A 26954-nucleotide genomic window follows, 5' to 3' on the forward strand; every position below is an offset into this window, starting at 1 on the left:
TCAGGCCTCCTTCGCGGCTTGCTTGATGGCGGCGCGAATGCGCACATAGGTGCCACAGCGGCAGATGTTGCCCGCCATGGCGGCATCGATATCCGCGTCGCTCGGGTTCGGATTCGCGGCAATGAGCGCTGTCGCCGACATCACCTGCCCCGATTGACAGTAGCCGCACTGCACGACGTCGATCTCGCGCCAGGCCTTTTGCACCTTCTGTCCAGCGGGGGTGGCGCCGATCGCCTCGATGGTGGTGATCTTGCGGCCCGCAACGGCCGCGACGGGCAGCACGCACGAGCGCGTGGCCATGCCGTCGAGATGCACCGTGCATGCGCCGCACTGTGCAATGCCGCAGCCGAACTTCGTGCCGGTGAGGCCGACGATGTCGCGCAGGACCCAGAGCAGCGGCATGTCGGGCGGCGCGTCGACCGTATGTGTTTCTCCGTTGATGGTTAGCGTCGTCATGGGGCGGCTCTCCGAGAGTGGGGATTTGTCGTTCTTGATCGTGCAATCGAAGCGTCCGCGCGCTGGCTGTTCCGTTTGGCCCGCCTAATGAGCGGGCTAAAGCGCAGGCCCGTGGGCACGGCCTTTCGACAACCGCCCGAGTGTAGCGCCGCCTTTAAATATGTGCAGAAAACAGGCCACGTGGTGGCTCGCTTACGATGCCAGTCTGAACGCGCCCACCGTAGAGCGCAGCCGCGCCGCCTGCTCATCGAGCGCTGCGGCCGCCGCGGCGGCTTCTTCAACGAGCGCCGCATTTTGCTGCGTGACCTCGTCCATTTGCGAAACAGCGCGATTGACTTCCTCGATCCCCGTGCTTTGCTCGACGGAGGCCGATTCAATCTCGCCCATGATGTCGCTCACGCGCGTGATCGAATGCACGATCTCCTTCATTCTTTCGCCCGCGAGCGAGACCTGTCCGGTGCCTTCGTCCACGCGTCCCACCGACGCGCCAATGAGCGCCTTGATGTCTTTCGCAGCCGATGCACTGCGTTGCGCAAGCGCGCGTACTTCCCCAGCGACGACCGCAAATCCGCGACCTTCCTCGCCAGCGCGAGCAGCCTCGACTGCCGCATTCAGCGCGAGAATGTTGGTCTGGAACGCAATGCCTTCGATCGTGCCGATGATCTCTTCGATTTTTTTCGATTCTTCGGCGATTCCCCGCATGGTCTGGATGACTTCGTTGACTGCGGAGCCGCCGCGGCCGGTCGCGTCCGAAGCGAGTGCCGCGAGCTGGCGTGCCTGACGGGCGTTTTCGGCATTCTGCTTCACAGTGGCGGTCAATTGCTCCATGCTCGCGGCCGTTTCCTCGAGCGAGGCGGCCTGTTCTTCCGTACGTTGCGAGAGGTCGATGTTGCCGTGCGCGATCTCCGATGCGCCGGTTGCAATCGAGTCGCTCGATTGTTGAATGCCTTGCACGAGTTCACGCAGCTTGCCGCGCATTTCGCTGAGTGCGTGTAACAGACTCGACTTGTCGCCCACGCGAAGTTCGATGTGTGCCGCGAGATTGCCCGCTGCGATCTGCGCGGCGAATTCGGCTGCGTCGACGGGTTCGCCGCCCAGCGCACGACGAATGCCACGCATCATCGACCACGCCATGATGCCGACCATTGCGAAGATGAGCGCGGAAACCGCAAGCATGGTCCGCGCGACGCGCCAGAAAGCGGCATCGATGTCGTCATAGAAGAAGCCCGTGCCGATCCACCACTGCCATGCGGGAATTGCGACGACGCCCTGCAATTTGGGTTCGAGCGGGCTTGTAGGGGTGCGGTGGATCAGCACGTCGACGAGCGCGATATGGTTGGTGGCGAGGCCCTGGGCGTAGGCCTGCGTATCGGTGAGATCTCCGGAAGTGGTGCGGTTGCCGCCCGACTTCTTGCCGATCAACTCGGCCACGGGATGGACGAGATTGACGCTGTCTGACGTCGTTACCCAGAAATAGCTTTTGCTGTTGGCATTCAACTGACCGATGGCGGTTTTAGCGGCGGCCTGGGCGTCGAGGCGCGTCATCTTTCCCTGCGATTCCAGCGACTGGTAATAGAGCACCAGGTGCTCCGCCTTCAACAGCAGATTCTGGATTTGCTCCTGGCGGCCTTCGACGAGCGCCTGCTTCAGTTGCGTCAGCGTGACGGCGGCGATGCAAAGCAAACCGATGAGTGCGGTGCCGACGAGTAGTGCGAGCTTGGTCGAGACTTTCATTTCAGGCCAGTGGGAGCGATGTCGAAGGATAAATTAACCAATTGGTTAACACTATCGGCACCCGGTCTGTCGACTTTAATGCTCGGTATCCCTGGGTATCAGTGGAGCGAGAAACCACAAATCGTGTGCAGCGTGAGCGCATGATGCATGTGGAGTAATGCGCTCGCCTGCAGAGCGTCTGTACGCATCGACTATTGCAATTTTATGTACGAAATGGTTAAAACTTTCCATGTGGCCAGTGCCAGCTTTGGAACAGCAAAACGGGGGCGTATCGAAGATGTCTGGGTCACCCCAAAACGCGCCTTGACTTCCATATAGATGATGACTACCATCTAAACAACATCGAGTCACGGAGCGCAGGTCATCATGAGGAAGTCGAAGGTCGAAACGGCGCAAACGCGGGAGCGCATCGTGGAAGTCGCGGCTGGGGCATTCAGGGCGAATGGCATCCACGCAACGGGACTCGCCGACGTGATGGCCGCCGCCGGGCTTTCGCATGGCGGCTTTTATCGCCATTTCGAGTCGAAGGACCAACTGGTTGCCGAGGCGTGCGAGGCGGGGCTTGCCGGCATCGTCGAAAACCTCGTCGCCGCTGCGGATGGGGCCGCGGGCGAGCAAGCGTTCCGGGCGATCGTGGACGCGTACATGTCGACCGGCCATCGCGACGCGCGCGCGAACGGTTGCCCGCTTGCCGGCATGGGCAGCGAACTGGCGCGCGCGGACGACGCTACACGCGCGGCGGCGTCGCGCGGGTTCGACGCACTGGTGGACATGCTGGCGGCGCGCATGGCGCCGCCGGAGGAAGAGGCGGACCGCTCGCAGGCCGTTTTCGCGCTCGCGGCCATGATCGGCGCGTTGACCATGGCGCGCATCATCCCCGATCAGGACGCTTCTGCGTCGCTGCTGGAAGACGTCAGGCAACACATCGAAATGATCTGAACGAAAGCGCTCGCCAGGCACTGGCGATTTCATTTGCTTATATATGTGCATATGCACTTTTAACGGAGAATTCATCATGCAACAACGTAAATTCCTGATTACCGGCGCCACGGGCAAAACCGGCGTGCACGTAGTCGATAACCTGCTCGCAGCCGGACATGCGGTTCGTGCGATGGTCCGCACGGAAGACGCCCGCAGTGCAGCGCTGCGGGCCGCCGGTGCCGAAGTCGTGGTGGGCGATCTGCTCGATCACGACGACCTGATTCGCGCCACCTCGGGCGTGACGGGCGCATACCTCTGCTATCCCGTTCGGCCCGGGTTCATTCAGGGCACCGCGTATTTCGCGGACGCCGCGCGCCGCGCCGGTCTCGAAGTCGTCGTCGAAATGTCGCAGATTTCGGCCCGCGAACACGCGAAGAGCCACGCCGCACGCGATCACTGGATCGCCGAGCGCGTGCTCGACTGGTCAGGGGTACCGACCATTCATGTTCGCCCAACCTTCTTTTCCGAATGGCTGATCTTCCCGTGGGTGCGCGACACCATCGTCAGCGATGGGCAGATTACGCTGCCTTACGGAGCGGGACGCCACGCGCCGATCGCCGCCGTCGACCAGGCGCGCTTCATCGCCACGGTGCTCGCGCAGCCGTCGGGCCATATTGGCAAGAGCTACGAGCTTTGCGGGCCAGTCGAACTCGACCACCACGGCATTGCCGACGAGATCGGCAAGGTGATTGACCGGAAGATCGTTTATCGGCCCAGTACACTCGATGCATATCGCGCGCATTTGCAGAAGTACGATCTCCCCGAGTTCATGATCCAGCACTTCATCGAAGTCGCCGTCGACTACCAGAACGGCGTGTTCAAGGGGACCGACAGCATCATCGAGCAAGTGACCGGCAAGGCGCCGCAGACGGTCGAGGCGTTCGTTCGCGCCCACCGTGAGCTTTTCCAGGCCTGATTCAAACGAACACTTTGCAAGACTAATTTTTGTGGAGATTCAAAATGAAGATCAAGAATTCCGTCGTATTCGTAACCGGTGCAAGCCGTGGTCTCGGTCTGGCCTTTGCACGTGAGGCGTTGGCCCGCGGGGCTGCAAAAGTCTACGCGGGGGTGCGCAACCCGGAGGGCTTTAGCGAACCCGGCATCGTTCCCGTCAAGATCGACGTGACGGACCCAGCGTCCGTTACGGCGGCGGCGAAAATCGCTTCGGACGTGACGCTGCTCGTGAACAACGCGGGGATCGCAGAAATTCTTGCGTCCCCGCTTGCGGCAGAGGCGGAAGACCAGGCGCGGCGCATCTTCGAAACGAACTTTTATGGCGTCATTCGCACGACGCGCGCGTTCGAATCCGTGCTGCCGAGCGATGGCAACGGCGGCGTGATCAACGTGCTCTCCGATGTCTCGTGGCGAGCCGTGCCGTTCCTCGCGCCGTATTCCGCTTCGAAGGCGGCGGCCTGGAGCTATACGAACAACATCCGGCTGCACTTCAGGGAACGCAAGATTGGCGTGGTCGGCGTGCATGTCGGCTTCGTGGATACCGATCTGACCAAGGATTTCGACGTGCCGAAAGCGAGTCCCGTCGATGTCGTTCGTCAGGCCTACGATGCGCTCGAAGCGGGTGAAAGCGAAGTGCTGGCGGATGCGGGCAGCCGTGAGTTGAAGCAATCGCTTTCGGCTGCGGTGCCGGGGTATATCGACCCCGCGGTCCTGCAGGCATAGCGTGCCGTAGTAGGCGGAAAAGTGCCGGTGTGCCGCGCGCGCATGAAGACTGCGCGGCTCCGGCCCTCGATATCGCCTGCTTGCGGAGCGAAGTGGCCAACCCGGTATGTTTCGAATCATCATCTCGATCCGTCAATGATTCGAACTACGAAGGTTTGGATTCTTGTAGCGGCAGTTAATATGAGTAGTCCATCCGATGCTTCCTCTATGTGAGATTCCCCACACAACCCACATTTACGCTCTTGAGCGTCGTGTCAAAACCGCTGATCGTTGAAGCGAGGGCTCCCGCCATGCGATCGTCTCGAACATGTTTCGACGAGCAGCCGGATGCGCAGCCTCTCGTCTCTCGAAGTGCCAGCACGCGGAGCCGCACATGTTCAACAGCACCGTACTCGAAGTCGGCATTGGTTTAGTGTTCTGCTATTTTGCGGTGAGCCTTGCCGTCAGCACCGTGACTGAGCTTTTCGCATCGCTCTTGCAACTGCGCGCGAAATGTCTGCTGTCAGGCGTCAAACAGATCCTGAATGACCCGCAGTTCAACGGCATGGCGCGCGACCTCTACAATCACGCGCTCGTGAGCCCGCGCGACTCCGGTGACGCGAAGAATGCGAGCGACCTGAAGTACAAGCCCTCCTATATTCCGTCGAAGGACTTTGCCCTCGCGATGATCGATATCCTTCGGCGCGCGCCTGGTGCGAACCAGGACATCGGCCAGTCGATCGCCACCATACAGAACCAGCAGTTGAGGGAGGTATTGCAGGCGATGTACCGCCACGCCAACGAGGACGTCGGCCAGTTTTCGGACGCGCTCGGCAAGTGGTTCGACAACGGCATGGACAGGCTCTCCGGCACCTACAAGCGCTGGTCGCAGTTCATTTCATTTGCGGTGGCGCTCGTCATCGTGATCGCACTGAACGTCGATACGGTTTTTCTGTTCAGGATTCTATGGTTGCATCCCTCGCTCGCGGGTGCGCTGCACGGGAATGCTTCTTCCGATGCGGTTTCCCTGATGAACCAGTTGCCGATCGGCTGGCAAAGGGCTGATGCCTACGCAGACGGCGTGGCCTGGATGATCGTCGGCTGGCTGCTCACGGCGAGCGCAACGTTGTTCGGCGCGCCGTTCTGGTTCGACCTGCTGCAAAACGTCACGAACCTGCGTGGGACCGGTCCGTCCACCGACGACGCTGCGCGCAAGGCAGCTTCGAACTAGGGGCCAGTCGGCTCAATCGCCCCTCGGCAAGTCCAGCTGCGCATCAAGGCCAACGATTCTCCCCTCGACCACCCGATTGCGCAGCACGAGCGTGCCGCCATGCGCGGCCGCCACGCTGCGGGCAATCGTGAGCCCCAATCCCGTGCCGCCAGGCGCATCGCTACGACGCGAATCGATGCGGAAATACGGCTCGAACACGCGTTCGAGCAGCGCGGCATCGGCAATACCGGGGCCGTTGTCGCTGATTACGATGCGCACGCCGCCGTCGTCGACGTCGCAGACGGTGACGCTCGCCTCGCCGCCATAGCGAATCGCATTGTCGAAAAGATTCTGCAGACAGCGTTTGAGGCTGCGCGCAAAGCCCGGAATGGGCGCGCGCACGTTGCCCGTCACGCTTGCACGATGGCCCTGTTCGCGTGCATCTTCGGCAAGTCCTTCGAGCATCGAAACGAGGTCGATGCGCTGGCGCGGCTCAGTGATCTCCACGCCCTGCACGGCGTCGAGCGTGGCGCGCACCATGCCTTCCATGTCTTCGAGGTCGCCGCGCAAACGCTCGCGCGAGGCCGGGTCCGGCAGCATTTCGACGCGCAGCCGCAACCGCGTGAGCGGCGAGCGCAAGTCGTGCGAGACCGCGCTCAGAAAGCGCGTGCGCGCCGCAAAGCTGTCGATCAACTGCCGCTGCATGGCGTTGAACGATTGCGCCGCATTGCGCACTTCGCGCGGACCCGCTTCGGCGAGAGGCGCGCGATAAATGTTGCGCCCGAGCGCTTCGGCCGCCGCCGCGAAGCGCCGCAATGGCGCAAGCGCGAAGCGCACCGCGACCATGGCGATCAGGCATACGGCGGCGAAGCGCAGCAGATAGATACGCAGCAGGTAATCGATCACGAGCGCACCGCGTTCGGTATGCATGCCGGCCTGGCCTTCGTTCGCGCAGACATCGAGCCAGCCGTGTCCGGGCACTTCGAGTTGCACGTGAAAGTCGCCAGTGGGCATGCGCGAGTCGAACAGGCTCAGCACGCCACCTTCGCGGCGTGCGCCGTCGCGCACCTGCGCGTCGATGAGATGCACGTCGATGGGTTCGGCGAGGCGCTTGCGGATCACGCCTTCGATCAGTCCGGCGGTGGCGCGCTGCGCAAGCGAAAGCGTGGCGGGCGTGGGCAGAGGTGCGCCTTGCACCCATTGCAGGCGGTAGCGGTCGTCGCCGAGTGTGGCGACGATCGCCTCGCGCGTTACCGCATCGGGCGCGCGCTCGATCAGGCGCACCGTATCGGCAAGACGGCTGCCGAAGAGGCGCGCCGGAATTTCGAGCGTGCGGTTGTCGTGGGTTTCGAACCAGATCGTGCTGGTCAGCAACTGTCCCGCGAACATGCCCGCCGCGAGGATCACGACGAGGCGCCCAAAGAGCGTGTCGGGCCAAAGCATCCGAAGCGGCCAAAGCGGCCAAAGCGGCGGCCATAGACGCAACCGCGCCGCGATGTGCGCGACCCGCCTCACGCTTCGTACCCGACGTCGGCCACGAGCATATAGCCCTCGTTGCGCACGGTGCGAATGAGCGTGGCCTCGCGCGCCGAGTCCTTGAGGTGCTGCCGCAGCCGGCTCACGCACACGTCGATGGCGCGGTCGAGCGGCGTCATGCTTTTGCTGAACACCTGGTCGAGCAGAAACTCGCGCGAGAGCGGGCGGTTCGGGTGGTCGAGCAGGGTGCGCAGCGTGCGGTAGTCCGAGCCGCCGAGCGAGACGACCACGCCGTCGGGCGAACTCATCTGCTTCATGCGCGCGTCGAGGCGCCAGCCCGCGAAGGTGATGAACGCGTTCGCGTCGGCGGCGCGCGTGCCTGGCACGGCGCGCGTGCGGCGCAGGACCACCTTGATCTTGGCGAGCAGTTCGCGCGGATCGAAAGGCTTCGGCAGATAGTCGTCGGCGCCCATTTCGAGGCCGAGGATGCGGTCGAGCAGGCCGCCGCGCGCCGAAAGAATGATGACGGGAATGTCGTGAGCCCGGCGCAGCTCGCGCGTGAGGTCGAGTCCGTCTTCGCCGTCGAGCATGAGGTCGAGCACGATCAGGTCGATCTGTGCGGTGCCGAGCATCTGCTTCATCTGCGCGCCGTTGGTGGCGGCGCTCGCCTGGTAGCCCATCTCGCGCAGGTAGTCGCGCAGCAGTTGCCGGATGTTGGCGTCGTCGTCGACGACCAGTATGTGATCCATCTTTTTCTCTTGTCGCCGCGGCCTTGAGCCGCGCCAACACATTCCATTACAAAACGGCCCGTTTCAACACATCGCCATTACAAGCGGCCGTTAAAGTTGCACCCGCAAATAGCAATCGTTCGCATTTACAGAATATATCATGTTGACCTTTCGATTGATCCCCGGCTTGACCCGCCAGGCGCTGCGGGGCGCCGTCCTGGCCGCAACTGCGGCCGCCATCACCTTGATCAGCGCAGCCGCCGCCGAAGCCGCCACGCCTGCAATGGCGCAGACGGCCCAGACGCCGCTCGCCGTCACCGATCTCGCGGGCCGCACGATCAAGATGCCTGCCGATCCGCATCGCATTCTGCTCGGCGAGAGCCGTCTGCTTTCCGCTGTCGCGCTGCTCGAGGGTCAGAAGCCGCTCGCGCGCATCGTCGGCTGGCAGGGCGACCTGCCGACCATGGACCCGCAGACCTTCGAGGCCTACGCGCAGCGCTTCCCCGAAATTCGCCAGATCCCGCTGATCGGCAAGGCGACCGAGGACAGCATCAGCGACGAGAAGGCACTCGCACTCAAGCCCGATGTGGCGATCTTCAGCGTGGCGGGTCACGGCCCGAGCCGTTACAACGCACTCGTCAAGCAGCTCGAGGCGACCGGCACGACGGTGGTGTTCGTCGACTTCCGCCTGCATCCGATGCAGAACACGCTGCCGAGCATCAAGCTGCTTGGCGAGGTCCTGCATCGCGAGAAGGAAGCCGATGCCTATATCCAGTTCTATCAGCAGCATCTCGCGCGCGTGCAGCAGGTGGTGAACGCGATTCCCGAGTCGCAGCGCCCGAAGGTGTTCGTGGATATGCTGGCGGGCGTGTGGGACGCGGGCTGCTGCCACACAGCGGGCAAGGGCAATTTCGGTGAGTTCGTCGATGCCGCGGGCGGCCGCAACATCGCGGCAGGCCTGTTGCCCGGCGTGCTCGGCGACATCAGCATGGAGCAGGTGATCGCCGCACAGCCCGATGTGTATATCGCCACGGGCAGCCGCACGAAGCCCGGTCTCGCTTCGCTGCGCGTAGGCGCGCTCACAAGCGAGCACGACGCCGATGCGAGCCTCGCGCAACTGGCCGCACGCCCTGGCTTCAATGCCATCAAGGCGATTCACGATGGCCGCGTGCATGGCATCTCGCACAACTATTACGACTCGCCGTACAACATCGTCGCGATCGAGGCGTTCGCGAAGTGGTTCTATCCGCAGCAGTTCAGCACGCTCGATGTGCATGCGACCGAACGCGAACTGTATCGCCGCTTCCTCGCGATTCCCGATACGGGCACGGAGTGGGTCGATGCGCCGTTGCCGGCGGCGCAAGCGCAGCAGGCTGCGCGATGAACGGCATGCGCCTCGCCGCAGAGGCCGCTCGGCCTCTCGACGCAATACCGGATGCGTATGAAGCCCAGGCGCAAATACGTGCTTACGCGCGCCTCACTCGCCGCCGTGTGCTGTTCCTCGTCGCCGTCGCGTTGCTGATCGTGGCCTCGCTGCTGTTCGACCTCAGCTCCGGCCCTTCGGGCTTGCCCATCGCGACCTTGCTGCGCACGATCTTCCTGCCCGCTTCGGCTGATCCCGCCAACAGCGTGATCGTGTGGCAGATCCGCCTGCCCTATGCCGTCATGGCGCTCGTGGTCGGCGCCTCGCTCGGCATTTCGGGCGCGGAGATGCAGACGATCCTCAATAATCCGCTTGCGAGCCCCTATACGCTGGGCGTTTCGGCGGCGGCCGCCTTCGGCGCGTCGCTCGCCATCGTCCTCGATGTGGCGATTCCGGGCGTCGCGCAAACGTGGATTGTCTCGGCCAACGCGTTCGTGTTCGCGTTCGCTTCGGCGCTGCTGCTCGATTTCGTCGCGCGCTGGCGCGGCATGAGCACATCGGGCGTCGTGCTGATGGGCATTGCGCTCGTGTTCTCGTTTCATGCGCTCGTCGAGCTGATGCAGTTCATCGCCTCTGCCGACGCGCTGCAGGGCCTCGTGTTCTGGACGCTCGGTTCGCTCGCCCGTGCCGACTGGCCGAAGATCGGCGTGCTCACGGCGGCGCTCGCGCTCGCCGTTCCGTTCTCGATGCGCAACGCGTGGACGCTCACCGCCCTGCGCCTCGGCGAAGAGCGCGCGGCGAGCTTCGGCATCGACGTGCGGCGGCTGCGCCTCGGCACGCTGCTGCGCGTATCGGCGCTATCGGCGCTTGCCGTGTCGTTCGTCGGGACCATCGGTTTCGTGGGACTGATCGCGCCGCATATCGCACGCGCGATTTTCGGCGAGGATCATCGCTTCTATTTGCCTGGCAGCCTGCTGCTCGGCGCGCTGATGCTCTCGCTCGCTTCCATCGCTTCGAAGCTGCTCGTGCCGGGCGTGCTGATTCCCGTGGGGATCGTCACGGCGCTCGTGGGTATTCCGCTCTTTCTCGGCATCGTCGTGCGCTCGCAGGGAGCCGTGCAATGAGCGGACTGTCGATCCACGCGCTTTCGGTGCGCTATGGCAAGCGCGAAGTGCTGAGCGACTTGAGCGCCGGGCCGCTTGCACGCGGCGAAATCACGGCGCTGCTCGGGCCGAACGGCAGCGGCAAATCCACCTTGCTGCGCACGCTGGCGGGACTGAATGTGCCACGCAGCGGTTCGCTCACGCTCGACGGTGCGCCGCTCACGCTAACGGCCGCGGGCGCGCGCTCGCACAGCGTGGTTTATCTGCCGCAAGCGTTGCCGGCCGGCGTGCGCCTCGCGGTGCTGGAGTCGGTCGTGGTGGCCGCGCGTGCGGGGCGCGATCCGGCATCGCAGTGGGGTGCGCCGCGCGGCGGGTCTTCGGCGCAGATCGCGCACGCGCATGCCGTGCTCGAGCGGCTTGGCATCGCCGCGCTCGCGGGCCGCTCGCTCGACGAACTCTCGGGCGGGCAGCGCCAGCTGGTCGGCATCGCCCAGGCGCTGGTGCGCGATCCGCAGGTGTTGCTGCTCGACGAGCCGTGCTCCGCGCTCGATCTCAATCACCAGTTCCAGGTGATGCAGGTGCTGCGCGACGTGACGCGCGAGCGCGCGATCGTCACAGTGGTCGTGCTCCACGACATCAACGCCGCCGTGCGTTCCTGCGACCGCGCGATGCTGCTGCATCGAGGACGCATTGCGCGCCTCGGCGCACCGGCCGAGGTTGTCACGGCCGACAGTCTTGCCGAAGTGTTCAGCGTTCGCGCGCGCATCGAGCCATGCTCGCGCGGACAGCTTCAAGTTCTGATCGACGGTCTTGCCGGTCAGCAGGGCATCGCCAGCCGCCACTAGCGCGGCCCAGCCAGCCCGTTCCAACCGCCGTTTCAGCGCGTGTCTTCACGCCGCCGGAACGCATTCGCCCAGCGCGAATGCGGGGCCGGTTTGCGCGCTGGGCGGCCATCGCTACACGCAATCAACTCGAAGGAAAAAAACAATGAAAAAGACGCTCGTCGCCGCAGCCCTTGCCGCGGCCTATGCATGCGGGGCCCACGCACAAAGCAGTGTGACGTTGTACGGCGTGATCGACGCCGGCCTCTCGTACAACAGCAACGCAGGCGGCCATAGCCTCTTCGCGGCCGGCAGCGGCAACGTCACGGGCAGCCATTGGGGCGTGACCGGCAGCGAGGACCTGGGCGGCGGCACGCGCGCCGTCTTCCGCCTCGAGAGCGGCTTCAGCGTGACGAACGGCACGCTGCGCCAGGGCGGCCGCATGTTCGGCTACCAGGCGTACGCGGGCCTCGAAAACAATCGCTACGGCGCGCTCACGCTTGGGCGGCAGTATGACTCCGTGGTCGACTACCTCGCGCCGCTCAGCTTCACCGGGCGTCATCCGGGCGGCAACAATCTTTCGGCTCACCCGTACGACAACGACAACCTCAACAACTCGTTTCGCGTGAACAACGCGGTCAAGTACGCGAGCGCGAACTACGGCGGTGCGAAGTTCGGCGCGCTCTACGGCTTCTCGAACGAAGCGGGCGGCTTCGACGACAATCGCCTCTACAGTTTCGGCGCGTCGTACGATTTCGGCGGATTCGAGTTCGGCGCGGGCTACCTGCAGGCGAACAACGGCGGCAGCAGCAACACGAACGGCGCACTCACGCTCACCGACCGCACGTTCATCGCGGCCCAGCAGCGCACCTATGGCGCGGGTGTCAACTACATCACGCGCAACGCACGCTTCGGCTTTGTGTGGACCCGCACGCAACTGGGCGGCCTCGAGACGATCAACGGTGCGAACAGTCTCGGCCTCGTGCAGAACGGGCAGGGCGCGAGCTTCAGCAACTATGAGGTGAACGCGAGCTACATGTTCACGCCGCAATTCAGCCTGAACGGCGCGTACACCTATACGCAGGGCGCGCTTTCGAGTTCAGGCGGCGAGCATCACCCGCGTTGGCACGAGGTGTCGGTGCAGGCCGATTACTTCCTCTCGAAGCGCACCGACGTCTATGCGCAGGCGAGCTACCAGCACATCAGCGCGGATGGATCGGGTCTGGGTGCGGATATCAGCGGGCAGTCGCCGTCGTCGACGAATCAGCAGACGGTTGTTGCGATCGGCATGCGGCACCGGTTCTAAGCGACGTGCAGCCTAAAGCAGGCTGACAACGCTCACGATGCTGCTGACGCCGGTGTCGGCGATAACACCGGCGCTGACGCCAACGCTAACACCAACGCCAACACCGGCGCCGGCGCCGGCAAGCATCGTCCCGCGGCACGCCGGCGCGCCGCAGCGGCAGATGTATTCGCGCATGTTGTCTTCGCAGGCGTCGTCGGGCAGTTCGAGCGCGTAGTCGATGAACAGCTCTTCGCCTGGCAGGATGTCGCGGCACGCGTCGATGAATACGTGGCCGTTGATTTCGATGGTTTCGCAGTTCGCCTGGCACGCGTGATTAAGCCAGCGCGCCCAGTTGCCGCCCTGGCCGCCGTCGATCACGCGGCCATCGGAAAGGCCGAAGAGGAACGTATGCGCGCCGTCTTCACGCAGACGATAACGCCGGGCCGCGCTACGCCAGCTCATGATCTTGCCTTTGTATTCGAAGATGCGCTCGCCGGCCCGCAGAGGGCGCAACGCATAGACGCCTTTTCCGTGCACCGGCGACTGCCGGACAGTCATTCGTTTGCTCATGGCCATCTTCGCGCGTTGAACGCGTGCAGTATAAGCGGCCACGATGAAAGCGAGTGATGAAAATGAATATGCGCAGCGCCGCTGCGCATTGCGCCTTTGCACACTGCGTGCACCGCATTGAAGCAGGCAGCGCCCGACTCGCTGCTTCCGACCTGTGTGCGCCCCACAGTTGACCTCGCGGGCAGGATCAGGGCAACATACCCGAGTTTCTTTCGCGGGTTTCCGGATCCAATTCTCGAGTGGGCATATGGCAAGCACGAATGAGCCAGGCGCAGACGCCTCGCTGACCTATCGGCTGAAGGCATTGACCAAGATCGCCGATCGCATGAGCAGCGAAATGTCGCGCGACAAGCTGGGTGTGCCGTATCCGGAGGCGAGCATCATCGCCGCGATCGGCACGTTCGGTCCGCAAACCGTGATGGATATCTCGCGGCGCGCCAACCTCGACAAGAGCCAGGCGAGCCGCACGGTCGAGGCCATGCTCTCGAAGGAGATCCTCGCGCGCACGGGCAACGACAAGGATGGGCGCAGCGTCATCATTTCGCTCACCGCCGAAGGCCGCAAGATTTTCAAGAAGATCGGCCCGACCCTGGACAAGCGCGACAGCGACCTTTACCACGGGTTGAACGAGGCCGAGCGCGTCGCGCTGCGCTTTCTGCTCGACAAGATCCTCGCGTCACACGGCTGGGACGCCACACTCTGACCACCTCCTGATCCGTGCACGACTTTCCGTACGCGATCAGTCATTGAATTGTCATCAAATTGCCTCCGCGAAGCGCAGTGCCGTTTCGCGGCTGACCAGGCGTTAACGTGCAGTGGCGCCCAAGCATAAAAGAATGGCATTTGAAGCGAAAAGCGCTTCAGTGGATTGCCGTATCGTTCGCTCACATCGAAAAGCATGCGGGACGCGCCGTGCAAACCGTCGGCAGCCGCATGCGGATCTAATTTCTTTGGAGCACGACTGAAATGAACGACATCATCGCGGCAAGCCAGGAGACGAGCGCCGAGGATCGCGCAACACATGCCCTGCCACGCAGTGGCGCGGATCGCGCGAGCCACAGCGCCGCTGTGCGTTCGCCTTCGAACTGGGCGTGGGCGACGCCGACCAGCCAGTACGACTGGATGGACGGCCACGCGCCGTTCGCTGCGCTCGATTAGCAAAAATGTCAATGATCTGAAGAAGGATGCGCTCGATTAAGCACTCGCACGCGACAGGATGTCGCCTACGAACGCGTTATTTCGGCACTATAGTTGACTTGTCATGTAACTGAGAGCGAACGGCAGGTTACGCCGAAATGGAGGCAAGGATGTTCAGGAACATTAGCGAAACGTATCTGGATCTGGTGGGCGATCGCACGCGCGTGGAAACCTCGCGAGTCACGCAGACGCTATTCATGAAGGACAGGCTGGGCAGCCAGCTTCTGGTGATCACCCAGCAGGGCAAGCCGCAGGCCGTGTTCCCGGCGACGGATCGCAATATCGAGGTGATCTTGTGCGCGGGCTTGCGCATACACGAATACGTGATGCTCGACGGCCAGATCGACTATCAGGAACTCGCCGAAAGCCGGGACCATTTCGAAGACGCGGCCGAAGGCATCGCCTTCGAAGCCGCGCACGCATAGCCGTTACGACTGCTTCGGCGCCTGGATCATCTTCCAGCCGTTGCCGGCAGGATCGCGAAAACCCGCGTCGACGCTGCCGTAGCGGTCGACCGGCTCCTGGGTGAATTCCACGCCCAGGCCCTTCAGGCGCTCATAGCTCGCGCGGCAGTCCGCCACGGCGAGCACGAGGGGCGGCATGGCGCCCTTGGCGACCATGGCGCGCAGCGCCTGCGCGGTGGCCTCATCGTGAACGGGCGGCCCGGGCAGGAAAAGCCCGAGCTGGAACGATGGCTGCTCCGGGTGCTGGACCGTGAGCCAGCGGTACGCACCGTTGCGCACATCGGTATGCACACGGAATCCGAGTTTGTCGACGTAGAACTTGAGCGCCTCGTCCTGATCGTCGACGTACAGGCCCACCACATTGATACCCTGATTCATAACACCTCCCTGGTTGATGACCGCACTTCAGGGCTGCACTTTAGCTTTGCCCGCGCGCCGCCGCTTCTCCAAAACTGCTGTGGTGAGGTCGGGGCGCTGCGCGGCTTTCAGCACGCAGGCGGGCACGCGGTCGATCTCGGGCAGGTTGGCCCGCACCTGAATGCGCATGGCGCTGGGGCTCGAGCCGGTCACGTCGCGGAACGTCCGGCCAAAGGTGCCAAGACTCTCCCAGCCGGTGGCGAAGGCGATATCCGTGATGTCGAGATCGGTGTCGCGCAGCAGGGTGGTGGCCTGCTCGATGCGCCGCGTGAGCAGGTAGCGATGCGGCGGGAGGCCGAAGGCGCGCTTGAAGGAGCGCGCGAAATGCGCTTCGGATACGCCGCTGACTTCGGCCAGGCGCTTGACGGGCCAGGCCTCGTGAGAGGCGGCGTCCATGCGGTCTTTCGCGCGCAATAGACGGCGCAGCAGGGCCGGGTCCTGAAGGGGTTCCGCGTCGGGCGGTTCGGGATGCGCATTGGGGAGCGTGGGCGCATCAGCTTTGAGGGCTGCGCTAGCTGGCATGCATTCGTCTGAAGTGGGCGATATGCCGCTAGTTTAGGCCCAACGGCGATCGACGGCCGGCGATTGGCTTTCGATTGGTTGGGCCTGCCCGGCGTCGCTCACTGCGATTCGACGAACTGGATGATCTCGCCGTTGTCGCGCTTGAGGTACAGGTCGGCGCCTTTCATGCGCACTTCGTTGCACGAATATGGCATCTTGCTGCCTTTGCTGCAGATCTTGCCGTCCTCGGCTTTCCAGTCGCCGTGGTCGGCAAAGCCTTTGCTCGACTTGAAGTCGTAGTCGCCGTTATTGCCGTACTGCACGTGCCACGTGCTGCCGTCGGCGATCTTGATGTCGAACGCCTTGCCCGAGAGGCGTTGCTGGATGTCGGCCGCGCTTGGGCTCGCGGAACCGTCCGGGAATGCCGCCGAGTCTGCAAAAGCCGTAGCGGGAACGATGAGCAGGAGGGCAAGCAGCTTCTTCATGGTAGGTCTCCTGAAAAGCCGGATCACTGCCTTGCTTCGACACGATGGAGCGGCGCGCTCTCCCGGGGGGAGCCCGATGCCAGGCGCGGAGGCGGGTGTTGCGCGTCGTTCGCGTTAACGTTTTCACTATAGCGCCGGGCATTTTCGCCAATGTGGCCTGGCGCACACAAGGCGTGTAACCGAGGCCGCAAGCCGATGTCCGCACATCGTTGCGCATGGCCCGGCATGCGCTGGCGGGCCGTGAAATGACCGCCCGCCGCGACCTTACTTCAAGCGTCCCGCGAGGAACTGCTGCAGCCGCTCGCTGCGCGGCGCATTGAGCACTTCCTTGGGGTCGCCTTGCTCTTCGATCTTCCCCTTGTGCAGAAACACGACGTGATTCGACACGTTGCGCGCGAAGCCCATTTCGTGCGTGACGACGATCATGGTGCGGCCTTCCTCCGCGAGCTTCTGCATGACCTTGAGCACTTCGCCCACGAGTTCGGGGTCGAGCGCGGAAGTGGGCTCGTCGAACAGCATCACTTCGGGCTCCATCGCCAGCGCGCGGGCGATCGCCACGCGCTGCTGCTGGCCGCCGGAAAGATGCGAGGGGTACTTGTGCTCGACGCCGGCTGCCAGCCCTACCTTGTCGAGGTACTTGCGCGCGCGGGCCTCGGCCTCGCTGCGGGAGAGTCCAAGCACGCTGACCGGCGCCTCGATGATGTTCTCGAGCACAGTCATATGCGCCCAGAGATTGAAGTGCTGAAAGACCATCGAAAGGCGCGTGCGCATTTTCTGGAGCTGCTTCGGATCGCTCACGCGCAGCGCGCCGCCGCGGTCGGCGCTCGTGCGGATCTCCTCGCCGTTGAGCGTGATGCGTCCCGAGCAGGGCGATTCGAGAAAGTTAATGCAACGCAGGAACGTGCTCTTTCCCGAACCGCTCGACCCGATCAGGCTGATCACGTCGCCAGCCTTTGCCTTGAGCGATACGCCCTTCAAAACCTCGTTCTCGCCGAACTTCTTGTGCAGGTCGTCGACTATCAGCTTGTACATACTCGGTTCACTCCATCAGGACTGAAATTCTTAATGGCCTTGCGGCTTCAAATAGGCCAGCACACGTGTTTCGAGGCGGCGGAAACCCCAGATCAGGGCGAAGACGATGGACGCATAAAGCGCCGCTGCGATGCCGTACGCCTGGAACGTCATATAGGTGGCGGAATTCGCATCGCGCGCCACTTTCAGGATGTCGGGCACGGTCGCGGTGAACGCCAGCGTCGTCGCGTGCAGCATGAGGATCACCTCGTTGCTGTACGAGGGCAGCGCGCGCCGAAATGCCGAAGGCAGGATGATGCGCGTGTAGATTTTGGTCTTCGACATGCCATACGCCTGGGCCGCTTCGATCTCGCCATACGCGGTCTCGCGAATCGCACCCGCGAAAATCTCGGTGGCGTAAGCGCACTCGTTCAATGCAAAGGCCAGCAGCGTGCAATTCATGGCACTGCGAAAGAAGTCGCCAAGTACCGGATTGGCTTGCACGAAGTGCAGGCTGTAGAGACCGGTGTAGAAGAGCAGCAGCTGCACATAGAGCGGCGTGCCCCGGAACACGTACGTGTAGACCCAAACCGGCCGCGAGAGCCACGGGTTGCGCGACGCGCGCGCAATGGCGAGCGGCACGGCAAGCAGGAAGCCCGCCACGATCGACACGACCAGCAGCCAGAGCGTGATGGCGAGGCCGCTCGTGTTGAAGCCGTCGCTATACAGATAGTTGGGCCAGTATTGACGAAGCAGTTCGATCACAGCGCTGCCCTCCGCACACCGGTCGAATAGCGCTTTTCGAGGCGGTGCAATGCCAGGTTGGAAACCGTCGTGATGGCGAGATAAATCGCGCCGGTCACGAGCGTGAAAAAGAAGAACGCCTGGGTGGCCTTGCCCGCGTCCTGGGCGGCTTTCACCACATCGGCGAGACCGATGATCGACACGAGCGCCGTGGCCTTCACGAGCACCTGCCAGTTATTGCCGATGCCCGGCAGCGCGAAACGCATCATCTGCGGGAACAGGATGCGCGTGAACACGCGCGTGGAACTCATGCCGTATGCAAAACCGGCTTCGATCTGCCCGCGCGGCACGGCGAGAAACGCGCCGCGGAAGGTTTCCGTGAAATACGCGCCGTAAATGAAGCCGAGCGTGATCACGCCGGCCACGAACGGGTCGATGTCGATCTGGTCCATGCCCATCATGTCGGTCGCGTCGTTGAGCCAGATCTGGATGCTGTAGAACAGCAGCAGCATGAGCACGAGGTCGGGCACCGCGCGAATCAGCGTGGTGTACGCCGTGCCGATGCGCGAGAGCATGCGGTTGGGCGAGAGCTTCGCGGCAGCGCCCGCAAGCCCGAGCAGAAACGCGGCGCCGAGAGACAGCACCGCGAGCTTGATGGTTTCCCACGTGCCCGCGAGGAGCAGCGGGCCGAAGCCTTGAAAGACCATGGAAGGATGTCCTCGTTCAGGGGAGCAGCGCTCCCCCTGGTTGTTGCAGATGAACGCGGCGGCGCTTAGCCGCCGTACACGTCGAAGTCGAAATACTTCGACTCGATCTTCTTGTACGTGCCGTCCTTGATCATGTCGGCGATCGTCTTGTCGATCTTCGCCTTGAGGTCGGCGTCTTCCTTGCGCAGGCCGATAGCGGCGGCGCCCGTCGGGATTTCCGCGCCCGCGAACGCAAAGCCCGCGCCGCGCGGCGTCTTCAGGAAGCCGAGATTGGCCTGCACTTCGTCTTGCAGCGCGGCGTCGAGGCGCCCCGACTGCAGGTCCAGATAGACCTGGTCCTGGTTCTGGTAGGGAATCACGTTGACGCCCTTGGGCGCCCAGTTCTGCTTCGCGTAGGTCTCCTGAATCGAGCCTTGCTCGACGCCCACCGTCTTGCCCTGCAGCGAAGCGATGGTCGGCTGCAGCGGCGAGCCCTGCTTCGCGACGAGGCGCGTCGGCGTGTTGAAGAGCTTGGCCGAGAAGGCGATCTGCTGCTCGCGCTGCGGGGTGATCGTGAGCGCGGAGAGCGCGCCGTCGAACTTCTTGGCCTTGAGGCCCGGGATCATGCCGTCGAAATCCTGCTCGACCCACACGCACTTGGCATTCAGGCGCCGGCAGATTTCGTTGCCGAGGTCGATGTCGAAGCCGACCAGCTTGCCATCGGTCGCCTTCGACTCGAACGGCGCGTAGCTCGCGTCGGTGCCGAAGCGGATCGTGGACCAGTCTTTCGCATACGCGCCACCGGCGGCAAGGGCGAGGGCGACACACAAGGCAAGTTTCTTCATGAAGTCTCCGATAGGAATGGTTGGCGTGTGCCCGGTCATGTGCCGGAGGTTCGGCCCGGCAAGTTGTCTATACAATTATCGATGTGTCGAAAAGACCGGCAATCGGTGTTATCACCTGGGGATTTCACTGTGCTGCAATCGAAAGACGGCGTAATTCAGGCGTCAGGAAGCCGGAATGCGGGTATACGTGGAGCAGATTGAACTTGTATAGACAAGCTTGCTTCGGTAATCTGATTCCACCTTGTCCAGACAACTTTGACACCGCAATGAACATCAAACTCACTCCCGGCAATCTGACCCTGTCCCAACTGCGCCAGATCGCGCGTGCCGATGAAAACGGCGGCGTGAAGCTCGAACTCGACCCGGCCAGCTTCGCGGCCATCGACGCAGGCGCACGCGCCGTTGCCGAGATCACGGCGAAGGGCGAGCCCGCCTACGGCATCAACACGGGCTTCGGGCGTCTGGCGAGCACGCACATTCCGCGTGAGCAGCTCGAACTCCTGCAGCGCAATCTGGTGCTTTCGCACGCCGTGGGCGTGGGCGAGCCGATGTCGCGTCCGGTCGTGCGCCTCCTGATGGCGCTGAAGCTGTCGAGCCTGGGCCGCGGCCATTCGGGCATTCGCCGCGAAGTGATGGACACGCTCATCACGCTGTTCAATGCCGACGTGCTGCCCGTGATTCCGGTGAAGGGTTCCGTGGGCGCTTCGGGCGACCTCGCGCCGCTCGCGCATATGTCCTGCGTTCTGCTGGGTGTGGGCGACGTGTTCGCGAAGGGCGAGCGCATGAGCGCTGTCGAGGGCCTGCGTCTCGTCGGTCTCAAGCCGCTCGCGCTGCAGGCCAAGGAAGGCCTCGCGCTGCTCAACGGCACGCAGGCTTCGGCCGCGCTCGCGATCTACAACATGTTCGCGATTGAAGACCTGTACCGCACGGCGCTCGTCTCGGGCGCGCTCTGCGTGGACGCGGCGGCAGGTTCGGTGAAGCCGTTCGACGCGCGCATTCACGAACTGCGCGGCCATCGCGGTCAGATCGAGGCGGCCGCGGCCTATCGCACGCTGCTCGAAGGCTCGGCGATCAACCTGTCGCACCGCGATTGCGGCAAGGTCCAGGACCCGTACTCGCTGCGCTGCCAGCCTCAGGTGATGGGCGCGTGTCTCGACCAGATGCGTCACGCAGCGCAAGTGCTGCTCATCGAAGCGAACGCGGTTTCGGACAATCCGCTGATCTTCCCGGAAACGAACGAAGTGCTCTCGGGCGGCAACTTCCACGCGGAACCGGTGGCCTTCGCCGCCGACAATCTCGCGCTGGCCGCCGCCGAAATCGGCGCACTGGCCGAGCGCCGCATCGCGCTGCTCATCGACGCGACGCTTTCGGGCCTGCCGCCTTTCCTCGTGAAGGACGGCGGCGTGAACTCGGGTTTCATGATCGCGCACGTTACGGCCGCTGCACTGGCTTCGGAAAACAAGACGCTCGCGCATCCGGCCTCGGTCGACTCACTGCCGACTTCCGCCAACCAGGAAGACCACGTCTCGATGGCGACGTTCGCCGCGCGCAAGCTCGCCGACATCGCCGACAACACGGCCAATATCCTCGCGATCGAACTGCTCGCCGCCGCCCAGGGCGTGGACCTGCGCGCGCCGCACCACACGAGCCCGGCGCTCGCACACGTGATGGAATCGGTGCGCGCCCAGGTGCCGCATTACGACCTCGACCGCTACTTCGCTCCGGATATCGCCGCGTTGACGAAGCTCGTGCAGAACGGCGCGATCGCTTCGCACAGCCCGCTGGCATTCGAGTCCGAGCAATAAGCGCTAGAAGCCCAATAAAAACAGTCATCCTGAATAACATCCGAGACGAAGACGTTATGAACCACCCGAACTTCACCGATCCCCGCCTCGACCCGACCCGCACGATCCGCGCGCCGCGCGGCAGCGAGAAGGTCTGCAAGACCTGGCTGGCGGAAGCCGCCTACCGGATGATCCAGAATAATCTGGACCCCGAAGTCGCCGAGCATCCGCATGCGCTCGTGGTGTACGGCGGCATTGGCCGCGCCGCGCGCAACTGGGAGTGCTTCGACCAGATCCTCGCCTCGCTCAAGGACCTGAACGAGGACGAAACGCTGCTGATCCAGTCGGGCAAGCCCGTGGGCGTATTCCGCACGCATGCCGACGCCCCGCGCGTGCTGCTCGCGAACTCGAACCTCGTGCCGCACTGGGCCACGTGGGAACACTTCCACGAACTGGATCGCAAGGGCCTCATGATGTACGGCCAGATGACGGCGGGCAGCTGGATCTACATCGGCTCGCAGGGCATCGTGCAGGGCACCTACGAGACGTTCTATTCGGTCGCGAACCAGCACTTCAACGGCGATCCGAAGGGCCGCTGGATTCTCACGGGCGGCCTCGGTGGCATGGGCGGCGCGCAGCCGCTCGCGGCGACGATGGCGGGCTTCTCGATGATCGCGGTGGAGTGCGACGAGACGCGCATCGACTTCCGCCTGAAGACGCGTTACGTGGACCGCAAGGCGAAGACCATCGACGAGGCGCTGGCCATCATCGAGGAAGCGAAGAAGACGGGCAAGCCGGTTTCGGTGGGCCTGCTCGGCAATGCCGCCGACGTGTTCGCCGAGTTCGTGAAGCGCGGCATCACGCCCGACTGCGTGACGGACCAGACAAGCGCGCACGACCCGATCAACGGCTACCTGCCGCAGGGCTGGACGGTCGAGCAGTGGCGCGAGGCGCAGAAGGTCGCGCCGGAAAGCATCGTGAAGGTGGCGAAGGAATCGATGGCCCACCAGGTGCGCGCGATGCTCACGCTGCAGGAACGCGGCGCGGCCACGCTCGACTACGGCAACAACATCCGCCAGATGGCGCTCGAAATGGGCGTGGAAAACGCGTTCGATTTCCCGGGCTTCGTGCCGGCGTATATCCGTCCGCTGTTCTGCGAGGGCAAGGGCCCGTTCCGCTGGGTGGCGCTCTCGGGCGATCCGGAGGACATCTACAAGACGGATGCCAAGGTCAAGGAGCTGATCCCCGACGATCCGCACCTGCACAACTGGCTCGACATGGCGCGCGAGCGCATCGCGTTCCAGGGCCTGCCGGCGCGTATCTGCTGGGTGGGCGTGAAGGATCGCTACCGTCTGGGCCAGGCGTTCAACGAAATGGTCAAGAACGGCGAGCTGAAGGCGCCGATCGTGATCGGCCGCGACCACCTCGACACGGGCTCGGTGGCGAGCCCGAACCGCGAAACGGAATCGATGAAGGACGGCTCGGACGCCGTGAGCGACTGGCCGCTGCTCAATGCACTGCTGAACACGGCGGGCGGCGCGTCGTGGGTCTCGTTGCACCATGGCGGCGGCGTGGGCATGGGCTTCTCGCAGCACTCGGGCGTGGTGATCGTGGCGGACGGCACGCAGGCGGCGCACGAGCGTCTTGGCCGCGTGCTGCTCAATGACCCGGCGACCGGCGTGATGCGTCACGCGGACGCTGGCTACGAACTCGCGCAGCAAACGGCGCGCGAGGCGGGCCTCAAGCTGCCGATGCTCGGCCGATGAGCGATGTGACGCCGCCGTTCAAACGCGGCGGCGTCACGTTTGCGAGCGCTCGCTCAGAGCGTTTCGGGCAGCCGGTGTGAGTCGTTGTCTACGCAACAGACGAGCACCTCGGCATCCTCGGCACCTGTGCTGAGATACACGTGCCCCACGGCGCTGTCGAAGTAGAGGCTGTCGCCGGGCGACAGCTTGAAGACAGTGCCGTTTTCAAAATGCAGTTCCAGCTCCCCGCGCAGCAGGAACAGAAACTCTTCGCCGCTGTGGCGGATGTAATCGGGAAACGCGTCCATCGTGCGGGCGTGGATGCGTCCGCGCATCGGCACCATGCGTTTGCCCGTGAGATCGTTGGCGATCATGCCGTACTCGTAGTTCGGCGTGTCGTAGATCATCTGCTTGCCCGCGCGCGTGAGCGACGGCTTCATCGGGCCGGCCGCCTTGCGCTTCCTGCGCCCGAAAATCGTGTCGAAGTCCACGTTCAGCGCGTGCGCGAGCGCTGCGAATTTGTCGTACGTGAGCGCAATGTCGCCGCGCTCGGCCTTCGAAATCGTCGAGACGGCGATGCCCGACAACTCCGATAGCTGCATCAACGTCAGCTCGCGCGCCTTGCGCGCCTCGCGCAAACGCGCGCCAACGGCTGCGTGATCGATTTCCGTAGCCGCCTGCCCGGTTGCTTTCCCGGGTGCGTGCTCGGTTGCGTGCTCAGTTGCGTGAATTCGTGCTGCGCTCTTTGCCATGGAAGGGACGGTTCCCGGTTACGGGTTTTGTCGTATACGAGAAGTGATTTTTTCTCGTATATGATAACTCGCATCTCGACTCCCTTTTGAAGGAGCAGCGTCGTGGCCTCAATTGCATTGGGAAAAACGGGTCTTTCGAAGGGCCAGGTCATTGCCGCGACGACGCTGGGCACGGCGCTCGAGTACTACGACTTCACGATCTACAGCTTCTTCGCGATCCAGATCGGCAAGCTGTTCTTTCCCTCTGCATCGCCGGTCAACCAGTTCCTCCTTTCCATTGGCCTGTTCGGCGTGGGCTTCGTGGTGCGTCCTCTCGGCGGCATCGTTATCGGCGCGTATGCGGACCGCGCCGGGCGCAAGCGCGCCATGGTGCTCACCATCATGCTGATGGCGCTGAGCTGTGCGCTGATCGCCTGTGCACCGCCGTATGCGGTGGCGGGCATCGCCGCGCCGCTCATCGTGCTCGCGGCGCGCCTGATCCAGGGCTTCGCGGCGGGCGGCGAGTTCGGCCCCGGCACCACGCTGCTCGTGGAATATGCGAGCGACAACACGCGCGCCTTCTTCGCGAGCTGGAACTTCGCGGCGACGGCGCTGGGCCTTGCGCTCGGCGCGACGGTCGCCACGCTCGTGAACGTGCTGCTGCCCAAGGAAGCGGTCGACAGCTGGGGATGGCGCGTTCCGTTTCTCGTCGGCATCGTGGCGGCGCCCGTGGGCATGCTGATCCGCCGCCGCCTCGAAGAGACGCTGAGCGCGGCGCCGCCTTCAACGCGCCGAAGCGGCGCGTTGAAGGCGGCGCTCACCACGCATCTGAAACTCACGATACTCGGGACTTTCGCCGAACTCGGCGGTTCGGTCTCCATCTACATCACGGCGTTTTTTCTCCCGAATCACGCCGTGCGCGTGTTGCATCTTTCGTCCACGGCGGCGGTGGCGTCGGGCGTGGTCAGCTCGCTCGTGCTGTTCGTCGCCGCGCCGCTCGTGGGCAAGCTCGCCGACCGCTACACCCGCAAACGCGTGCTCGTGATCTCGCGCGTCGTGCTGCTGTTGAGCGTGTACCCGGCGTTCGCCTGGCTTTCCGCCGCGCCTTCCATGGCGTTGCTCTGCGCGGTGTCCGCTTTCCTCTCCGTGTTCGTGGCGGGGCAGGTCGTGCCGGTGCTCGTGATGATCCCCGAACTGTTCCCGCGCGAAGTGCGCGCCACCGGCATCGCGCTGACCTACGTCGTGAGCGCCTCGATCTTCGGCGGATTTTCGCCACTTGTGGCAAGCTGGATCGTCGCGCGCACAGGCAATCCGCTCGCGCCCGCCTGGTATGTCGCGGCTGCCTGCGCCATTTCGCTGATCCCGCTCGTCTGGCTGCGCGACCGTACCGGCGAGGCCATCGGCTGAACAACCATTCATCAGGAAACCGAACGATGCTTGACAAGACCGAGCTGGTCAGCCTGTCCGCCGTCGAACTGCGCCGCCTGATCGGCGCAAAAGCCATTTCGCCGGTCGAATTGCTCGATGCGTGCATCGAGCGCATCGAAGCCGTGAATCCGGCCGTCAACGCGATTACAGCGACGTGTTTTGACGCCGCGCGCGAAGCGGCCAAAGCCGCCGAGCAGGCCGTCATGGATGGCAAGCCGCTCGGCCTGCTGCACGGCTTGCCGCTCGGCGTGAAGGATCTCGAAGACACGGCGGGCCTGCTCACGACCTACGGCTCGCCGATGTCGCGCGGGCACGTGCCTTCGCGCGACGTGGTGCTCGTGGAGCGTCTGCGCGCGGCGGGCGCAATTCTCGTTGGAAAGACGAACGTTCCGGAACTCGGCGCGGGCGCGAATACGCGCAACCCGGTATGGGGTGCAACGGGCAATCCGTTCAACCCCGCGCTCAATGCCGGCGGCTCGTCGGGCGGCTCGGCGGCGGCGCTCGCGTGCGACATGCTGCCGGTTTGCACGGGCTCCGACACCGGCGGGTCGCTGCGTATTCCCGCCGCGAAGTGCGGGGTGGTGGGCTTCCGTCCGTCGCCGGGGCTCGTGCCCAATTCGCGTCGCCTGCTCGGCTGGACGCCGATCTCGGTGGTCGGGCCGATGGGGCGCGACGTCGCCGAAACGGCGCTGCAACTCGCGGCAACCGCGGGCGAATCGGCTGGCGATCCACTGAGCTACGAAGTGGATGCCAACGCGTTCGCCTTGCCTGCGCACATTGATCCGTCGACGCTGCGCATCGGCTATACCGAAGACTTCGGCTGCTGCGACGTCGACCCGCAAATTCGCGCCGTGTTCCGCGCGCGCATGGCGGAACTCAAGCGCATCGTCCATACGTGCGAGCCGGTTGAGTTCGATCTTGGCGACGTACATCGCTGCTTCGACGTGATCCGCGCGGAGAGCTTCGTCGCGGGCCTGCATGCCGCCTACACGCGTGACCCGGGCGCGCTGGGTCCGAATACGCGCGCGAACTATGAAATGGGCGCGAAGATGTCGCTCTCGGACAGCGCGTGGGCGCAAGCCGAGCAAACGCGCATCTACCAGCGCTTCCAGAGCGCGTTCGCGCGCTACGACGTGATCGTTTCGCCCACCACGCCGGTCACGCCGTTCCCGTGGACCGAGCTTTATGCCGCGCAGATCGACGGCCGCGCGCAAGAGAATTACTACCGCTGGCTCGCGCTCACGTACGTCGTTACGCTCACCACGCATCCGGCGCTCGCGCTGCCGTGCGGCGTCGATCACGCGGGCATGCCGTTCGGACTCCAGATCGTTGGACCGTTCCGCGGCGACATGAAGACGCTCGCGGTCTCGCAGGCGCTCGAGACGGCGTTTTCAGCGTATCCTCATCTGCGTCGCCCGCGCCCCGATCTCGCGCGCCTGACGCAACCCAATCCGGCGCTGACGTCCATCGTCACGGCGCCTCCCATTTACAACCCGGCCGGTAGCGACGCTGCCGGTCTTTCGGCGGTATGAA

The 26954-nt window shown here is 64.0% G+C and carries 28 protein-coding genes; 15 read left to right on the forward strand and 13 right to left on the reverse strand.

Annotated features, from left to right (window positions below; genetic code table 11):
• Positions 1 to 456 (reverse strand): (2Fe-2S)-binding protein, encoded by a 456-nt coding sequence (locus E1N52_RS12565; protein WP_133183109.1) that lies wholly within the window; start codon positions 454 to 456, stop codon positions 1 to 3.
• A gap of 192 nt (positions 457 to 648) precedes the next feature.
• A complete protein-coding gene (locus tag E1N52_RS12570) occupies positions 649 to 2190 on the reverse strand; it encodes a methyl-accepting chemotaxis protein (protein WP_133183110.1) in 1542 nt (513 codons plus the stop codon).
• Between the two features lie 366 nt (positions 2191 to 2556).
• Between E1N52_RS12570 and E1N52_RS12575 the strand changes: the two genes are divergently transcribed.
• The 4 genes from E1N52_RS12575 (at position 2557) to E1N52_RS12590 (ending at position 6058) form a co-directional block, all read left to right on the forward strand.
• Positions 2557 to 3129, forward strand: coding sequence for a TetR/AcrR family transcriptional regulator (locus E1N52_RS12575; RefSeq protein ID WP_133183111.1), 573 nt, complete (start codon positions 2557 to 2559; stop codon positions 3127 to 3129).
• A 76-nt stretch (positions 3130 to 3205) separates the two neighbouring features.
• A complete protein-coding gene (locus tag E1N52_RS12580; RefSeq protein ID WP_133183112.1) occupies positions 3206 to 4087 on the forward strand; it encodes an NAD(P)H-binding protein in 882 nt (293 codons plus the stop codon).
• 44 nt (positions 4088 to 4131) lie between these two features.
• Positions 4132 to 4848, forward strand: coding sequence for an SDR family oxidoreductase (locus E1N52_RS12585; RefSeq protein ID WP_133183113.1), 717 nt, complete (start codon positions 4132 to 4134; stop codon positions 4846 to 4848).
• A 373-nt stretch (positions 4849 to 5221) separates the two neighbouring features.
• Positions 5222 to 6058, forward strand: coding sequence for a hypothetical protein (locus E1N52_RS12590; RefSeq protein ID WP_133183114.1), 837 nt, complete (start codon positions 5222 to 5224; stop codon positions 6056 to 6058).
• Between the two features lie 12 nt (positions 6059 to 6070).
• Here E1N52_RS12590 and E1N52_RS12595 read toward each other — a convergent pair whose 3' ends face one another.
• Both E1N52_RS12595 and E1N52_RS12600 read right to left on the reverse strand, forming a co-directional pair.
• The gene (locus tag E1N52_RS12595; RefSeq protein WP_133183115.1) at positions 6071 to 7480 is read right to left on the reverse strand and encodes an ATP-binding protein; all 1410 of its coding nucleotides are present in this window, start codon (positions 7478 to 7480) and stop codon (positions 6071 to 6073) included.
• Between the two features lie 68 nt (positions 7481 to 7548).
• Entirely contained in the window at positions 7549 to 8262 is a 714-nt protein-coding gene (locus E1N52_RS12600; protein WP_133183116.1) for a response regulator, read from the reverse strand.
• Between the two features lie 139 nt (positions 8263 to 8401).
• On the opposite strand from E1N52_RS12600, the gene E1N52_RS12605 reads away from it, so the two are divergent.
• The 4 genes from E1N52_RS12605 to E1N52_RS12620 all read left to right on the forward strand — a co-directional run bounded on the left by E1N52_RS12605 (position 8402) and on the right by E1N52_RS12620 (position 12834).
• Entirely contained in the window at positions 8402 to 9625 is a 1224-nt protein-coding gene (locus tag E1N52_RS12605) for an ABC transporter substrate-binding protein (RefSeq protein WP_133183117.1), read from the forward strand.
• 5 nt (positions 9626 to 9630) lie between these two features.
• Entirely contained in the window at positions 9631 to 10728 is a 1098-nt protein-coding gene (locus E1N52_RS12610; RefSeq protein WP_133183251.1) for a FecCD family ABC transporter permease, read from the forward strand.
• Complete coding sequence (locus E1N52_RS12615; protein ID WP_133183118.1) at positions 10725 to 11552, forward strand: ABC transporter ATP-binding protein; 828 nt, start codon at positions 10725 to 10727, stop codon at positions 11550 to 11552. The genes E1N52_RS12610 and E1N52_RS12615 overlap by 4 nt, the downstream gene beginning before the upstream one ends.
• A gap of 142 nt (positions 11553 to 11694) precedes the next feature.
• On the forward strand, positions 11695 to 12834 hold the full coding sequence (locus E1N52_RS12620; RefSeq protein ID WP_133183119.1) for a porin: 1140 nt from the start codon (positions 11695 to 11697) through the stop codon (positions 12832 to 12834).
• Positions 12835 to 12846: 12 nt separating this feature from the next.
• Here E1N52_RS12620 and E1N52_RS12625 read toward each other — a convergent pair whose 3' ends face one another.
• Positions 12847 to 13383, reverse strand: a complete 537-nt coding sequence (locus E1N52_RS12625) for an SET domain-containing protein (RefSeq protein ID WP_133183120.1) — start codon at positions 13381 to 13383, stop codon at positions 12847 to 12849.
• Positions 13384 to 13630: 247 nt separating this feature from the next.
• On the opposite strand from E1N52_RS12625, the gene E1N52_RS12630 reads away from it, so the two are divergent.
• The 3 genes from E1N52_RS12630 to E1N52_RS12640 all read left to right on the forward strand — a co-directional run bounded on the left by E1N52_RS12630 (position 13631) and on the right by E1N52_RS12640 (position 15005).
• Positions 13631 to 14086, forward strand: coding sequence for a MarR family winged helix-turn-helix transcriptional regulator (locus tag E1N52_RS12630; protein WP_133183121.1), 456 nt, complete (start codon positions 13631 to 13633; stop codon positions 14084 to 14086).
• Positions 14087 to 14349: 263 nt separating this feature from the next.
• Complete coding sequence (locus E1N52_RS12635) at positions 14350 to 14541, forward strand: hypothetical protein (protein ID WP_133183122.1); 192 nt, start codon at positions 14350 to 14352, stop codon at positions 14539 to 14541.
• Between the two features lie 149 nt (positions 14542 to 14690).
• Entirely contained in the window at positions 14691 to 15005 is a 315-nt protein-coding gene (locus tag E1N52_RS12640) for a hypothetical protein (protein ID WP_133183123.1), read from the forward strand.
• A gap of 3 nt (positions 15006 to 15008) precedes the next feature.
• On the opposite strand, the gene E1N52_RS12645 is transcribed toward E1N52_RS12640, so the two are convergent.
• The 7 genes from E1N52_RS12645 to E1N52_RS12675 all read right to left on the reverse strand — a co-directional run bounded on the left by E1N52_RS12645 (position 15009) and on the right by E1N52_RS12675 (position 19733).
• Entirely contained in the window at positions 15009 to 15422 is a 414-nt protein-coding gene (locus tag E1N52_RS12645) for a VOC family protein (protein WP_133183124.1), read from the reverse strand.
• 27 nt (positions 15423 to 15449) lie between these two features.
• Entirely contained in the window at positions 15450 to 15983 is a 534-nt protein-coding gene (locus E1N52_RS12650; protein ID WP_133183125.1) for a helix-turn-helix transcriptional regulator, read from the reverse strand.
• Positions 15984 to 16081: 98 nt separating this feature from the next.
• Complete coding sequence (locus tag E1N52_RS12655) at positions 16082 to 16447, reverse strand: hypothetical protein (RefSeq protein ID WP_133183126.1); 366 nt, start codon at positions 16445 to 16447, stop codon at positions 16082 to 16084.
• Positions 16448 to 16711: 264 nt separating this feature from the next.
• Entirely contained in the window at positions 16712 to 17479 is a 768-nt protein-coding gene (locus tag E1N52_RS12660; RefSeq protein ID WP_069263211.1) for an ABC transporter ATP-binding protein, read from the reverse strand.
• Between the two features lie 30 nt (positions 17480 to 17509).
• Complete coding sequence (locus tag E1N52_RS12665) at positions 17510 to 18223, reverse strand: ABC transporter permease (RefSeq protein ID WP_133183127.1); 714 nt, start codon at positions 18221 to 18223, stop codon at positions 17510 to 17512.
• Positions 18220 to 18909 carry an ABC transporter permease gene (locus E1N52_RS12670; RefSeq protein WP_133183128.1) on the reverse strand — a complete coding sequence of 230 codons (690 nt, stop codon included), beginning with the start codon at positions 18907 to 18909 and terminating at the stop codon, positions 18220 to 18222. The genes E1N52_RS12665 and E1N52_RS12670 overlap by 4 nt, the downstream gene beginning before the upstream one ends.
• Positions 18910 to 18974: 65 nt before the next feature.
• Entirely contained in the window at positions 18975 to 19733 is a 759-nt protein-coding gene (locus tag E1N52_RS12675; RefSeq protein ID WP_133183129.1) for an ABC transporter substrate-binding protein, read from the reverse strand.
• Positions 19734 to 19999: 266 nt separating this feature from the next.
• On the opposite strand from E1N52_RS12675, the gene hutH reads away from it, so the two are divergent.
• On the forward strand, positions 20000 to 21538 hold the full coding sequence (hutH, locus tag E1N52_RS12680; RefSeq protein ID WP_133183130.1) for a histidine ammonia-lyase: 1539 nt from the start codon (positions 20000 to 20002) through the stop codon (positions 21536 to 21538).
• A 56-nt stretch (positions 21539 to 21594) separates the two neighbouring features.
• Positions 21595 to 23283, forward strand: a complete 1689-nt coding sequence (gene hutU / locus E1N52_RS12685) for a urocanate hydratase (RefSeq protein WP_133183131.1) — start codon at positions 21595 to 21597, stop codon at positions 23281 to 23283.
• Positions 23284 to 23336: 53 nt separating this feature from the next.
• On the opposite strand, the gene E1N52_RS12690 is transcribed toward hutU, so the two are convergent.
• Positions 23337 to 24014, reverse strand: coding sequence for a helix-turn-helix domain-containing protein (locus E1N52_RS12690; protein ID WP_133183132.1), 678 nt, complete (start codon positions 24012 to 24014; stop codon positions 23337 to 23339).
• 102 nt (positions 24015 to 24116) lie between these two features.
• Between E1N52_RS12690 and E1N52_RS12695 the strand changes: the two genes are divergently transcribed.
• Positions 24117 to 25400, forward strand: a complete 1284-nt coding sequence (locus E1N52_RS12695; protein WP_133183133.1) for an MFS transporter — start codon at positions 24117 to 24119, stop codon at positions 25398 to 25400.
• 26 nt (positions 25401 to 25426) lie between these two features.
• The gene (locus tag E1N52_RS12700) at positions 25427 to 26953 is read left to right on the forward strand and encodes an amidase (protein WP_133183134.1); all 1527 of its coding nucleotides are present in this window, start codon (positions 25427 to 25429) and stop codon (positions 26951 to 26953) included.
• Position 26954: the final 1 nt, after the last annotated feature.

It is taken from the genome of Paraburkholderia guartelaensis, assembly GCF_004353905.1.
In the GTDB taxonomy this organism is placed as follows: Bacteria; Pseudomonadota; Gammaproteobacteria; order Burkholderiales; family Burkholderiaceae; genus Paraburkholderia; species Paraburkholderia guartelaensis.

What these genes read in the sequence shown, in the direction of transcription:
- E1N52_RS12635 (WP_133183122.1), top strand. Translation starts at nt 14,350, where the DNA reads ATGAACGACATCATCGCGGCAAGCCAGGAGACGAGCGCCGAGGATCGC.
- hutH (WP_133183130.1), top strand. Translation starts at nt 20,000, where the DNA reads ATGAACATCAAACTCACTCCCGGCAATCTGACCCTGTCCCAACTGCGC.
- E1N52_RS12675 (WP_133183129.1), bottom strand. Translation starts at nt 19,733, where the DNA reads ATGAAGAAACTTGCCTTGTGTGTCGCCCTCGCCCTTGCCGCCGGTGGC.
- E1N52_RS12645 (WP_133183124.1), bottom strand. Translation starts at nt 15,422, where the DNA reads ATGAATCAGGGTATCAATGTGGTGGGCCTGTACGTCGACGATCAGGAC.
- E1N52_RS12615 (WP_133183118.1), top strand. Translation starts at nt 10,725, where the DNA reads ATGAGCGGACTGTCGATCCACGCGCTTTCGGTGCGCTATGGCAAGCGC.
- hutU (WP_133183131.1), top strand. Translation starts at nt 21,595, where the DNA reads ATGAACCACCCGAACTTCACCGATCCCCGCCTCGACCCGACCCGCACG.
- E1N52_RS12620 (WP_133183119.1), top strand. Translation starts at nt 11,695, where the DNA reads ATGAAAAAGACGCTCGTCGCCGCAGCCCTTGCCGCGGCCTATGCATGC.
- E1N52_RS12585 (WP_133183113.1), top strand. Translation starts at nt 4,132, where the DNA reads ATGAAGATCAAGAATTCCGTCGTATTCGTAACCGGTGCAAGCCGTGGT.
- E1N52_RS12590 (WP_133183114.1), top strand. Translation starts at nt 5,222, where the DNA reads ATGTTCAACAGCACCGTACTCGAAGTCGGCATTGGTTTAGTGTTCTGC.
- E1N52_RS12565 (WP_133183109.1), bottom strand. Translation starts at nt 456, where the DNA reads ATGACGACGCTAACCATCAACGGAGAAACACATACGGTCGACGCGCCG.
- E1N52_RS12580 (WP_133183112.1), top strand. Translation starts at nt 3,206, where the DNA reads ATGCAACAACGTAAATTCCTGATTACCGGCGCCACGGGCAAAACCGGC.
- E1N52_RS12570 (WP_133183110.1), bottom strand. Translation starts at nt 2,190, where the DNA reads ATGAAAGTCTCGACCAAGCTCGCACTACTCGTCGGCACCGCACTCATC.
- E1N52_RS12700 (WP_133183134.1), top strand. Translation starts at nt 25,427, where the DNA reads ATGCTTGACAAGACCGAGCTGGTCAGCCTGTCCGCCGTCGAACTGCGC.
- E1N52_RS12600 (WP_133183116.1), bottom strand. Translation starts at nt 8,262, where the DNA reads ATGGATCACATACTGGTCGTCGACGACGACGCCAACATCCGGCAACTG.
- E1N52_RS12625 (WP_133183120.1), bottom strand. Translation starts at nt 13,383, where the DNA reads ATGAGCAAACGAATGACTGTCCGGCAGTCGCCGGTGCACGGAAAAGGC.
- E1N52_RS12575 (WP_133183111.1), top strand. Translation starts at nt 2,557, where the DNA reads ATGAGGAAGTCGAAGGTCGAAACGGCGCAAACGCGGGAGCGCATCGTG.
- E1N52_RS12610 (WP_133183251.1), top strand. Translation starts at nt 9,631, where the DNA reads ATGCGCCTCGCCGCAGAGGCCGCTCGGCCTCTCGACGCAATACCGGAT.
- E1N52_RS12595 (WP_133183115.1), bottom strand. Translation starts at nt 7,480, where the DNA reads ATGCTTTGGCCCGACACGCTCTTTGGGCGCCTCGTCGTGATCCTCGCG.
- E1N52_RS12690 (WP_133183132.1), bottom strand. Translation starts at nt 24,014, where the DNA reads ATGGCAAAGAGCGCAGCACGAATTCACGCAACTGAGCACGCAACCGAG.
- E1N52_RS12640 (WP_133183123.1), top strand. Translation starts at nt 14,691, where the DNA reads ATGTTCAGGAACATTAGCGAAACGTATCTGGATCTGGTGGGCGATCGC.
- E1N52_RS12650 (WP_133183125.1), bottom strand. Translation starts at nt 15,983, where the DNA reads ATGCCAGCTAGCGCAGCCCTCAAAGCTGATGCGCCCACGCTCCCCAAT.
- E1N52_RS12605 (WP_133183117.1), top strand. Translation starts at nt 8,402, where the DNA reads ATGTTGACCTTTCGATTGATCCCCGGCTTGACCCGCCAGGCGCTGCGG.
- E1N52_RS12655 (WP_133183126.1), bottom strand. Translation starts at nt 16,447, where the DNA reads ATGAAGAAGCTGCTTGCCCTCCTGCTCATCGTTCCCGCTACGGCTTTT.
- E1N52_RS12670 (WP_133183128.1), bottom strand. Translation starts at nt 18,909, where the DNA reads ATGGTCTTTCAAGGCTTCGGCCCGCTGCTCCTCGCGGGCACGTGGGAA.
- E1N52_RS12630 (WP_133183121.1), top strand. Translation starts at nt 13,631, where the DNA reads ATGGCAAGCACGAATGAGCCAGGCGCAGACGCCTCGCTGACCTATCGG.
- E1N52_RS12660 (WP_069263211.1), bottom strand. Translation starts at nt 17,479, where the DNA reads ATGTACAAGCTGATAGTCGACGACCTGCACAAGAAGTTCGGCGAGAAC.